Origin of the sequence: Paenibacillus tuaregi, from assembly GCF_900086655.1 — a bacterium.
GTDB classification, from domain to species: Bacteria; Bacillota; Bacilli; order Paenibacillales; family Paenibacillaceae; genus Fontibacillus; species Fontibacillus tuaregi.
The window spans coordinates 3,768,176-3,778,685 of the sequence record NZ_LT575476.1 but is presented as its reverse complement, the minus strand read 5'-3'; the positions used below and the strand labels follow the sequence as shown (position 1 = coordinate 3,778,685).

The 10,510-nt window shown below is 45.1% G+C and carries 13 protein-coding genes; 11 read left to right on the top strand and 2 right to left on the bottom strand.

The genetic code is table 11. The features are described 5' to 3' along the window. Positions 1-71 precede the first annotated feature (71 nt). The gene (locus BN6628_RS16915) at positions 72-746 is read right to left on the bottom strand and encodes a tetratricopeptide repeat protein (RefSeq protein WP_068619468.1); all 675 of its coding nucleotides are present in this window, start codon (positions 744-746) and stop codon (positions 72-74) included. Between the two features lie 203 nt (positions 747-949). Between BN6628_RS16915 and gpmA the strand changes: the two genes are divergently transcribed. The 7 genes from gpmA to BN6628_RS26450 all read left to right on the top strand — a co-directional run bounded on the left by gpmA (position 950) and on the right by BN6628_RS26450 (position 6,099). Further along, the gene (gene gpmA / locus BN6628_RS16910) at positions 950-1,699 is read left to right on the top strand and encodes a 2,3-diphosphoglycerate-dependent phosphoglycerate mutase (protein ID WP_068619466.1); all 750 of its coding nucleotides are present in this window, start codon (positions 950-952) and stop codon (positions 1,697-1,699) included. A gap of 95 nt (positions 1,700-1,794) precedes the next feature. Further along, positions 1,795-2,622: a glycoside hydrolase family 25 protein gene (locus tag BN6628_RS16905; protein ID WP_068619464.1), complete on the top strand. Its 828-nt coding sequence runs from the start codon at positions 1,795-1,797 to the stop codon at positions 2,620-2,622. 281 nt (positions 2,623-2,903) lie between these two features. Continuing rightward, positions 2,904-3,800 carry a cation diffusion facilitator family transporter gene (locus tag BN6628_RS16900; RefSeq protein WP_068622383.1) on the top strand — a complete coding sequence of 299 codons (897 nt, stop codon included), beginning with the start codon at positions 2,904-2,906 and terminating at the stop codon, positions 3,798-3,800. A 302-nt stretch (positions 3,801-4,102) separates the two neighbouring features. Next, positions 4,103-4,807, top strand: coding sequence for a hypothetical protein (locus tag BN6628_RS16895; RefSeq protein WP_068619462.1), 705 nt, complete (start codon positions 4,103-4,105; stop codon positions 4,805-4,807). Next, entirely contained in the window at positions 4,752-5,282 is a 531-nt protein-coding gene (locus BN6628_RS16890; protein WP_082926945.1) for an accessory gene regulator ArgB-like protein, read from the top strand. The genes BN6628_RS16895 and BN6628_RS16890 overlap by 56 nt, the downstream gene beginning before the upstream one ends. 331 nt (positions 5,283-5,613) lie before the next feature. Further along, a complete protein-coding gene (locus tag BN6628_RS16885) occupies positions 5,614-5,895 on the top strand; it encodes a hypothetical protein (RefSeq protein WP_068619460.1) in 282 nt (93 codons plus the stop codon). Between the two features lie 93 nt (positions 5,896-5,988). Next, complete coding sequence (locus tag BN6628_RS26450; RefSeq protein ID WP_204249258.1) at positions 5,989-6,099, top strand: sporulation protein YjcZ; 111 nt, start codon at positions 5,989-5,991, stop codon at positions 6,097-6,099. Positions 6,100-6,277: 178 nt separating this feature from the next. On the opposite strand, the gene BN6628_RS16880 is transcribed toward BN6628_RS26450, so the two are convergent. After that, positions 6,278-6,472 carry a hypothetical protein gene (locus tag BN6628_RS16880; RefSeq protein ID WP_068619458.1) on the bottom strand — a complete coding sequence of 65 codons (195 nt, stop codon included), beginning with the start codon at positions 6,470-6,472 and terminating at the stop codon, positions 6,278-6,280. 489 nt (positions 6,473-6,961) lie between these two features. On the opposite strand from BN6628_RS16880, the gene BN6628_RS16875 reads away from it, so the two are divergent. The 4 genes from BN6628_RS16875 (at position 6,962) to coaD (ending at position 10,503) form a co-directional block, all read left to right on the top strand. After that, positions 6,962-8,305, top strand: coding sequence for an arsenic transporter (locus tag BN6628_RS16875; protein WP_068619456.1), 1,344 nt, complete (start codon positions 6,962-6,964; stop codon positions 8,303-8,305). Positions 8,306-8,318: 13 nt separating this feature from the next. Then, a complete protein-coding gene (locus BN6628_RS16870) occupies positions 8,319-8,987 on the top strand; it encodes a DUF2642 domain-containing protein (protein ID WP_068619454.1) in 669 nt (222 codons plus the stop codon). A gap of 411 nt (positions 8,988-9,398) precedes the next feature. Further along, complete coding sequence (gene rsmD / locus BN6628_RS16865; protein WP_068619452.1) at positions 9,399-10,004, top strand: 16S rRNA (guanine(966)-N(2))-methyltransferase RsmD; 606 nt, start codon at positions 9,399-9,401, stop codon at positions 10,002-10,004. Then, the gene (gene coaD / locus BN6628_RS16860) at positions 9,991-10,503 is read left to right on the top strand and encodes a pantetheine-phosphate adenylyltransferase (RefSeq protein ID WP_068619450.1); all 513 of its coding nucleotides are present in this window, start codon (positions 9,991-9,993) and stop codon (positions 10,501-10,503) included. Before rsmD ends, coaD begins: the two co-directional genes overlap by 14 nt. The last annotated feature ends 7 nt before the right edge of the window (positions 10,504-10,510 follow it).

The window sequence follows — 10,510 nt, the reverse complement described above, 5'->3', positions numbered from 1 at the left end:
CAGGTCTGTATGAGTTGAATCTCAACTCCAGACCTGCCGGTTTTGTTATGTAAGAAGACTGCGCATGGCTGTTATAACCTTGTCCGCTTAAGCCAGCTTCTAAGCGCCCATTTGCGTTCATGGCGCTTTTTATATTTGGGAAGCGAGCGGTAGATGGCCAGGGATTCGTTATAGGCTTTACGGGCGTCATCTTTCCGGCCCAATGAGTCATAGGCCGTACCCAGCAGATAGAAGGCCTCGCTGGAGGAGGACTGGATCTGCCCGTACTTTTTTGCATATTCGATCGCTTTTGCCGCATCCTTATGCTTGTAAATGGCTGCCAACCGGAGATAGGACTGGCCATATCTTACACGTTCATTCAGCTCCAATGCCTGGTGCAGATGGCGTTCAGCCTCATCCAGATGACCTAGCCCCATGGCGGCCATCCCCAGATCATCCCAGAACTCTGCGGATTGTTCCGAGACCGGCTCCATTTCTTTTAACAAAGCGTAGGCCTCGTTATACTTTTTCCTTTCCAGCAGCAGTCTGGCAAGATCACGCTTGGCTGAGATGTCATGATGATTAAGAGAAAGCTGCTGACGGAGGGAAGATATACTTCGCAAGCGTTTAATGGGTTTGGTAATGCTGGGAAATACACCGATAAACCGGCGGTCAAGAATATAAATGATCAGCAGCAAAATAACCAATGCCACAAAAGGATTGCCGACAAGCCATACTAAAGCTCCGAATAAAAGTAACTTACTCATGAAAACCTCCATATCCATAATTACTCCCGATTATATCACAATTTACCAACCCGCTTGCCGTATAATAGTTATAGTGGGAATCAGATATAGGGAGCGAGCAGTCTCTTGGAGAGGGGACACTTTGCAATCATGCTCTCATTCTTTTGCTCAAGTGGGTAAATTAACGTATAGCGAAATCATTAAGGAATGGAAGGGATCGTACTATGTACAAGCTGGTATTGGTAAGACATGGCGAAAGTATCTTTAATTTGGAGAACCGGTTTACGGGCTGGACCGATGTCGATTTATCGGAAAAGGGCGTTACTGAAGCCAAGGAGGCAGGCAGACTGCTGAAGCGGGATGAGTTCGTCTTTGATATCGCGTTTACTTCCTATTTGAAACGGGCGATCAAGACGCTTGATTATATTCTTGAGGAAATGGATCTGCTCTGGATTCCGGTACACAAAACCTGGCAGCTTAACGAACGGCATTACGGGGCCCTTCAGGGACTCAGCAAGGAGGCAACGGCGGTGAAATACGGGGCCGAGCAGGTCCATCTCTGGCGCAGAAGCTATGACGTGCTGCCGCCTGCTCTTACGAAGGACGATGACAGATATCCGCGCAATGATGTGAAATACCGGGATGTGCCGGATCAGTTCATTCCTCTTACGGAAAGCTTGAAGGAAACCATTGTCCGGGTTGAGGACTATTGGCTCAAAGTGATCGTGCCCCAAATTAAAGCAGGCCAGCGGGTGATTATCTCGGCACATGGCAACAGTCTTCGCGCTTTGGTCAAGTATCTGGATAACATGAGTGATGAAGAGGTTATCGATTTGAATATCCCGACGGGCACCCCGCTTGTATACACGCTGGATGAGCAGCTCAAGCCTGTTGAGAAGTACTACCTTGGTAGTGAACGAAGAACCGAGAAGAAGATTGAAAAGGTGGCAGATCCCGGCAAAATTATGGAATAACCGCCGCGATTCTAAAATGCCGCATCCGGGTACAAGCCGGGTGCGATCCCTCCTCTCCCGCATAGAATGTCGTAGAGGGAAAGGAGGGGGCTTTATTGCAGACCCGAAGCGACAGCCATGCGCAGGGAATCGATGTCTCCCATTGGCAGGGATCCATTGACTGGAAGAAGGTCCGTGAAGCTGGGAAATCCTTTGTGTTCATCAAAGCAACGGAGGGTACCCGCTATAAGGACGATCATTTTCTGTCTTATTTCAAAGGTGCCAAATCAGCAGGGCTGCTTGTAGGCGCCTATCATTTCACGAGAGCTGCCAAGCCTGCGGAGGTGAAGGTTGAGATCGATCACTTCCTTGCGGTAATTGGGCTGGCAGGAGGATTGAACGCATTTGATCTGCCTTTTGTGCTTGATATCGAGACCAAAGAAGCGGGAACGAGAGCTAACGTTACAGCTACGGTACGGGCCTGGGTGGATGAGTTTCGCAGGCGGACAGGCAAATACCCGCTAATCTACACTTACCCCAGCTTTATCGAAGGATATCTGGACAACAGCTTGAAGGATGTGCCTTTATGGTATGCCTACTACAGCCATGTCCCTCCAGGAAATAAGGCGGGATGGAAATCCTGGGAGTTCCTTCAGTACACAAGTGAGGGTAAGGTTCCCGGTATTAGTGGAAATGTTGATTTGAACGAATATAAGGGAAGCGAGGCTGAGCTTATGGCCGCCTATAGCAAAGGAGACTCTGGCAATAACGGTAATTCCGGTTCCACTGGTGGTAACAGCGGTTCTGCTCCCGCCTGGAAGGAGTCCGGCAGGCAGTGGCTGATTGATCAAGCGGGGATCAGCAGCGACTGGAAGGCGGAGGACCCGGTGGATATCGGAACACTTGGCGCTATTCTGGCCAAACTTCAAGCTAAACAAAAATAAGCGGGGGAGCCTCCCGGAATTATAAAGCCATGAGCCATCCAGGGGGCTCATGGCTTTCTGCTGCTCTAACCCAGGTTTGAATTTGACCAGGAAAGTTTCTCTAGGGAAAAATTATTGCAATAACCTTTTGTTTAGGGACAGCGACAACACTGTTTCTCTAGACCCACTCGTTATCTTTGGTTAAGATGAATGGGCTGAATTAAAAAGCGCGGGAAGACATGTGGATTGATACCAGACGCCATCTTCATGTCTTGAAATATTTGAATAAGGCGGTATGTAAGATGCAGGCAGCAAACAAAACCTTTATTGCAGTGTGGATCAGTCTGATCAGCAATTTATTTCTAACCGGGGTCAAAATTTTGGTTGGCGTTCTGTTCAACAGCCAGGTTCTGATTGCAGACGGGATACATAATGCCGGCGACGTGGTGGCGACTTTCGCGGCGCTAACTTCAACTAGGATTTCGAAAAAGCCGGCGGATGAGGATCATCCCTATGGGCATGGCAAGGCAGAGGTACTCGCTTCCGCCGTGGTCGCCATTATTCTTGCGGCTGCGGCCGTATTAATGATTGTCAAATCAGTTGAGGCTTTTCTCGTTCCGGCTGCCGAAGCAAGCTTTATTGCTTTGATAGCTGCAGCGGTATCCCTGGTATGGAAGCAGGCTTTATATGTATACTGTATCCGGATCGGTAGAACGGAGAACAGCAAGAGCCTGACCGCTACAGCTTATGATCATTTGGCGGACGTCTATGCCTCAGTTGCGGCATGTGCGGGGATCGGGATTGCCCTGCTTGGAGATTATTACAACATTCCACTAACTAAGTACGGTGACCCGGTTGCGGGGCTGATCGTATCTTATTTCGTGCTTAAGCTGGCTTACAAGATGGGACAGGAATCCGTGGATATCCTGATGGAGAAGAATATTTCCCAAGCGCAAATTGAGCAAATTCGAAGCATTGTGAGCGGAATTGAGCACGTCAAACGGATCGACCGGATTCGGGCAAGGGAGCTGGGCAATTATATTATTGTGGATGTCCGGGTGAGCATCCCTAGTGACATGACGGTGCAGCAAGGACACGATGTGAGTAAGGAAATCAGGAATACCGTTAAACGGGAAGTGGATTATGTTGAGGAAGTTATGGTGCACATCAATCCGTGGTATCAGGATCATTTAGCCTAGAGGGTTAGATTGGGTCAAGGGGAGATTTGGGAGGAGAAATACAAGAACGCCGCACAGGAACAGATGATAAAGAGGATGATGATCGCGGCAAAAAGCATGAGGATTCTTTCGAACGAGTCTAATCTTTTCACAGATAATCACTCCCCATTTAAATGTTAACTAATTATACAATAATACCCATATTGCGGGAAGAGACTTTTAAAAATAATTTGCTAGATTTCGAATTTAGTATCCCAAAAGTACTAGAACTTTCCTCTGCACTTCCCTATAATTTAGTTATAAAGTAAAGGGTGGTGCAGTAATTGCTGTCTTCGTTTATTTATTTTGGTCTGAGCATATTTGACGCGCTCGCCATGTTTGGCTTGATCATCTCCCTTTACAAGCTCCCTCTGTGGGATCATCGTTATAAAGTGGCTTTATTTGTGATATTTATCGCATTATATTCATTTATCATGAGACTAGTCATCGGATTACCCCAGTTGGACCTGCCTTTGCAGTATCTCTTTTTTATTTTTTTTCTAAAGTACGTTTATAAATTAAAATTCAATTTGTCGGCTTTTGTTGCCGGGGCAGGCATTTCTGCTTATATGGTTCTTCAGCTGACGATCTATTATATCTATAACTTGGTTGGGGTGTTATACAATAGTGTCTTTAACCAGACCGACGGAGTTCCGGTGTATATTATCCAAATCAGCTCAATTCTTGCCGCATATGGCATCGCCATCTTCTTGAAGGCATTTCGACTCGGGTTTTCGTTCATCCGCTCCCACCACGAGAGTTCTACAGGCTCCTACCCTGGCGAAAATAAATCTTTGCTGGTTGCAGCGACCATATCATCAGTAACGATATTCCTGGTCGGCTTTTTTCTGTATACTGTGGATTCATTAGGTTTCATCATCATGGCTTTCGTAACCTTCAGCATTTCTTATTTCCTCTCCCAAAGGAGCGATTATGAAGGTGTTAGAAGCATTGTCGAAGCATATCTCAAGGAGAATAAAGCAAAGTGATCCGCATGGGCCGGTAAGCCTTGAAGTCATGGAGTATCAGCTGGGAATCTGGCTAAATACTCTCTGTGCGCTATTGCTTACCATTTTGCTCGGATGGGCTTGCGGTATTTTGCCGGAAAGTATAACTGCTTTAGCTGCCTTTTATATTGTCAGACGGTATTCCGGAGGCGTGCACATGAGATCGCTGACCGCCTGCACGATCGTTTCTTCGCTTCTCTTTGTATTGATTCCTTTTGTTCCTATGGACAAGAATATGACTCTGATGGTCACCGGAATAGCCGTTGTACTGTTTCTGCTGTATTCTCCGAATATTTTTGAAGAACGCAACCCATCTGCTATAGATCCTTATTTAAAAATAATTTCTTGCATGTTAGTAGCAGCTAATTTCCTAATTCAGTCTTCTGAAATCGCATGGTCCTGTGCGGTGCAAGCTATTCTTCTCCTTCCTTTATGGAAAGGAGGTGATTCTGAATGAAGCAGTCTTTGGCCCGGAAATTATCTGAATTGTTAGAGAGAAGTGCAATGAAGTCTGCCGCTAGCAATAAAAGCCTAATCGGAGCCCCGCGGCTCCCGAAAGAACTGAAGAAGACTACGTCCTGAATTCCGTATCCTGCTAACCCGGTTTATGTGTAAAAGCTCCGTGTTTCAGCATGTTCAGTCAAGAGATAAATATATAATGAGGAAGGGCCAATGTTCGGTATGAACAGGGCCCTTTCTTTTGATTGAAATTAGAACGTATGTTCCTGTATAATTTAACGGAGGCCTAGGAGTATGGAATTGAGAAGGACGAAGAGGAGGTCGAAGCTGTGCTCCCTGATTTTGAAAGAAAACTGCTTAGAATTATGTACAACTATTCGCTGAAATACCGGAAGATGCCTGAAATGCGTGAGCTTCAGCGTCTTACGGGCAGACACCGGAGTACAGAGATAGAGAATGCCCTGCTGTGGCTGGAGAACCATCATTATATTTCATGGGAGAACAAATCTTACGCCGAGTCTGTGCGGATTGTTCAAGGCTGGGAGCAGGAGTCTGAAGGTGGCCTGGGACGAGAACAACGAAGTCGTGCAGAGTATTGGACAAGAGATTGATAAAAATAATCAAAGTTGGACTGGCGTCCAAGCTTCGGGTGAGGGCTGAGAATACAATGAATTGTATTCTAAATATAGAGGAGGTTTTCACAAATGAGCGAAGTAGGTGGCGGATACGGCGGCGGAGGAATGTTTACTTCAACTGGCGCGATCCTGGTATTGTTCATTCTGCTGGTGATCATTTCCCGTTCTATCCTGTACTAATTAAATCCAAGTGATTTGACACACATCCCTGTTAGGCGTGGTAAGCCTGGCGGGGATTTTGTGTTGGGTGTATTAGTCTGGGGAAGATCTGAGAGCGTGTAATAGGGCATGGGTCGGTAAAAAGAATGAAAAAAGAAGCTGTATGACAGCTTCCCAGAGTATTTACTCATATTAGGGTTTAATAATACCGATTTTTGAGTCTGTCTAATTTCTTATTGATCACGTTTAATTTTGTATTGATTTGGTTGAGGCTTTTGCTTAATCCTATCAGGCCTTCCCCTAAAGCTTTGTCTTTGACATGTCTAAAATGCTTCCGGGCTTCTTTTGCATGTTTTCTGTATTTGTGTACTGCCTTGTGAAAAGAATGATCCATATGCCTGATCTCCCTTCAATGATTTGTAATTGTACAATATAATAAATGCTCTTGGCCGCGGAAGCGTATGGACGAAAACCACATCAAAAAAATATTATAAAAATTCCTATATTAAACTATGAATGGAATAGGTTATTGATATTAGATGTTTGAGGGTTTTGTTAGTAATCAGCATATATGGCTAGTTCCTTTCCCACCCCTGGCACATATGAATACATTAGAGGTGGACATGAATGACAAGTATGGAGGAACCTTAAATAAATCCCAGCTAAGTTGATTTCATATTTACCCATCCATCTCAAAAAAGAAGGGGAACTGTACTTTGATAACAGCGTGAAGGGAGGAAGAGGAAATGTATCTCTATATATACTGCATTCTTCTAGGCATACCGCTATATTGGCTCATTCTCCCAACAAAAACCGTAAAGGCCACACCCCCAAAACTAGCGCCTTCATCTGACGTTCTCCCCTTGGGAGGTGAGCAGCAATAATGCCGGACTATCAGCAATGGATCACATTCGGAGTTTTTGTATGCACCGTTATTCTCCTCATGTGGCGTCCCGGGAGAATTAATGAATCGATCCCAACATCACTAGGGGCACTCATTCTCATCTTGGTTGGCGTAGTAGGTTACAAGCATATCCTTGAGGTATTAGGAATCGTATCTGGAGCCGCGGTCACAATTCTTTCAACCATTGTTATGTCCATTATACTTGAGAGTATCGGCTTCTTCCGCTGGGTGGCTTTTAATCTGGTTGAGAGAGCTAAAGGCTCAGGTGTAAAGCTCTTCTGGCTAATACTCCTTCTTTGCTTTCTTATGACTCTCTTCTTCAATAATGACGGCAGTATACTCATAACTACACCTATCATTATCCAAATTGGTAACATTCTGAAGTTGAAATCGAAGCAAAAAATCCCCTATTTGCTCTCTGGAGCACTGATTGCCACGGTATCAAGCGCACCTATAGGAGTAAGCAATCTGGCAAATCTAATAGCACTCCGCATCGTTGGACTGGATCTAAACCAATATACCGTCATGATGTTTGTCCCCTCTATGATGGGTATCTTATGTATTTCCGTACTTTTGTATCTCTATTTTCAAAGGGATATTCCTCACAAAATCAGCAAAAATCCGATCAGATATTCATTACAGCCAGGGAGCCACCCTCTGCTGCATAACCATGAGATTAGTAATAAAGTAGACTGGTGGCTGTTCAGAGTTTGTATAGGTATAGTTGTTTTTATTCGTGGGGGATTTTTTCTTGCCGAGGATTTGGGAATTCCTATTGAGCTCGTTGCATTAACTGGGGTTGTACTTATGATTGCGGTTAGATGGTATCGAACAAGGAAGGGGATTCGTGATGTTGTGACACAAACACCCTGGCATATTCTGTTGTTCGCCTTCAGCATTTATGTCATCGTCAATAGCCTTCATCGTGCCGGGATGACAGAATGGCTGATAACTTTATTACAACCATTTGCTGAGAAGAGCGAAGCAAGTTTAATAGCCGCTTCCGGTCTGATGCTAACACTTCTCTCGAATCTGGTTAACAATCTTCCGTCGGTTATGATTGGCACTTTTGCAGTGACGGATATGGGGCTGGAACAACAGCCTCTTCAACTCGCGTATTTGGCTAATATCATGGGAAGTGATATAGGAGCATTGTTAACGCCTGTAGGTACCCTGGCCACATTACTGTGGATGTATATTCTTAGGAGTAATCATGTCCCCATTACCTGGAAACAGTATATGAAAGTAACTATAATCGTGATACCTATTGGTTTGATTGTTAGTCTGATGTCCTTATATGTATGGACACAAGTCCTGCTTTGAGAGGAGGATGAGAATGGAGGTTTTTAAGAAATGGTTAAATCAGACCGTTGAGCTTGAGTTGTCTGGATGCACTGAGCGTATCATTGGCGAATTAATTGACATGGGAAGCGACATATTAGTGTTATTCTCGGAATCAAAATTCATTTATATCCCCATTCACCATCTGCAGCATTTGAATCTGGCTTCGGCTGATCTTCAACTGTATGATTCAAGCCGTAATCCTTCGCCCGAACAGGATCAAATTTCATATCGGAAAATGCTAATGAATTCCAGAGGGATTTTCACTGAAGTATCCATTGGCAACAAACACTCCATACACGGATACTTGACCGGCATAATGAACGATTATTTTATCTTCTTCTCTCCAGTGTATGGAAGTGTATATGTGGCTATTAATCATGTTAAATACTTGATTCCTTACCCTCCCAATAAAACTCCATTCGATCTAAGCCAAGATCATTTTCCTGTTCAGCCGGCCGCACTGCCTGTCTCCCGAGCTTTAGACCAGCAAATCAAAAAATTAGAAGGTGAACTCATCATTGTAAATCTGGGTGAGAAGCCCTGTCACGCAGGCCTGTTAAAAACTTTAGAGAATAATATACTTGAAATGATCGATGCTGGTGGAAATATTAATGTTATCCATGCTGATCATATCATGACCATTCATTTTCCTAATAAATAAATTAGAAAGAATGCTCATTAAAAGGCATGTCTTGAGTGATTCGGATGTATTATCCGAGTCTTTTTTATTTCGTTCCAGTTCGTCCCAAATAACAAAAAAAAGACAAAAGCCTTCGTACAAATGCACGATACAAAGGCTTTTGTCCGGGGATCTCTTACGAGATCCCCATCATGGGAGAGGAGAAACCGGACGAAGAGCTTATGGGGAAACGTAAGTCTTCTCCGCGGTTGTCTACGACATTTGTGATGTCGATATCTTTATTGTGTCCGCGCTTGCCCTTTTTATACCTGCATCTTATAAAAAAAGGGAATGTGTGTGGAATCGGTTTTTCAATACGGTAGGAGTATGGTACGATATCGTCATAAAAAAAGCGACACGGCATGTGACGAAAAGATAGGGTGTGACAGAAGCTTGCGCGTAATATCAGGAACTGCCAAAGGCAGGCCGCTGAAGGCCGTACCCGGTACTGGGACAAGGCCGACAACGGACAAGGTGAAGGAGGCCATCTTTAGTATGATTGGCCCTTATTTTGATGGAGGGAAAGCGCTCGATCTGTTCGCCGGAACCGGCGGGCTTGGAATCGAGGCATTAAGCCGGGGGATGGACCGTGCAGTATTCATTGATCTTGAATATAAGAGTCTTGAGGTCGTTAAAGCTAATCTCAAGGCCACGGGTTTGGAGAATCAGGCAGAGGTTTACAAGAATGATGCCGAGCGAGCGCTTAAGGCGCTGGCCAAACGGGAGACAGCTTTTGATCTTGTGTTTCTCGATCCCCCATACCGGCTGAAATCCGGAGACAAGCTAATGGGAAAAATGGACGAGCTTGGCCTTCTGAAGGATGAGGCCACGATTGTGCTGGAATATGAATCTTCATTTGAGTATCCGGAGCATTTCGGTAAATTCAACCGGTTGCGTAAAGCTGAGTACGGCGAGACAGCCGTCTCGGTCTATAAGTATAGGCTTAACGCTAATTCTGCGGACGAGAGCCAGGAGGAAGAACACCATGACGGAATCTAATAACAATCTGCGTATAGCCGTATACCCCGGGAGCTTTGACCCGGTAACTATGGGCCATATGGATATTATTCACCGGGCTGCCAGACAGTTCGACAAGCTGATTGTCGCTGTACTGAACAACTCAAGCAAGAACCCCTTGTTTACGATGGAAGAGAGAAAGGAGCTGTTGCAGCAGGCTACAAGGGATGTGCCTAATGTTGAAGTGGACAGCTTCAGTGATCTGCTCGTAAATTATATGGTGCAGAAGCAAGCGCATGTCATTGTGAAGGGTGTGCGTTCAGTTACCGATTTCGAATACGAGATGCAGATGGCTTCCATTAATCATAAGCTCAACAGTGAGGTTGAGACGATATTTATGATGACCAACCCCAAATACAGCTATCTGAGCTCCAGCGTGGTGAAGGAAATTGCCCGTTTTCAGGGGGAAGTCGTGGATTTGGTGCTTCCTGAAGTAGAGGAAGCCCTTCGGCGCAAATATGCTCCGGCTGCGAAAAAATGACAGACAG

Excerpts from the sequence above, each read along its gene's own strand:
- BN6628_RS16875 (WP_068619456.1), top strand. The coding sequence starts at position 6,962 with ATGCCGGACTATCAGCAATGGATCACATTCGGAGTTTTTGTATGCACC.
- BN6628_RS16890 (WP_082926945.1), top strand. The coding sequence starts at position 4,752 with ATGAAGGTGTTAGAAGCATTGTCGAAGCATATCTCAAGGAGAATAAAG.
- BN6628_RS16880 (WP_068619458.1), bottom strand. The coding sequence starts at position 6,472 with ATGGATCATTCTTTTCACAAGGCAGTACACAAATACAGAAAACATGCA.
- BN6628_RS16915 (WP_068619468.1), bottom strand. The coding sequence starts at position 746 with ATGAGTAAGTTACTTTTATTCGGAGCTTTAGTATGGCTTGTCGGCAAT.
- gpmA (WP_068619466.1), top strand. The coding sequence starts at position 950 with ATGTACAAGCTGGTATTGGTAAGACATGGCGAAAGTATCTTTAATTTG.
- BN6628_RS26450 (WP_204249258.1), top strand. The coding sequence starts at position 5,989 with ATGAGCGAAGTAGGTGGCGGATACGGCGGCGGAGGAATGTTTACTTCA.
- BN6628_RS16900 (WP_068622383.1), top strand. The coding sequence starts at position 2,904 with ATGCAGGCAGCAAACAAAACCTTTATTGCAGTGTGGATCAGTCTGATC.
- coaD (WP_068619450.1), top strand. The coding sequence starts at position 9,991 with ATGACGGAATCTAATAACAATCTGCGTATAGCCGTATACCCCGGGAGC.
- BN6628_RS16870 (WP_068619454.1), top strand. The coding sequence starts at position 8,319 with ATGGAGGTTTTTAAGAAATGGTTAAATCAGACCGTTGAGCTTGAGTTG.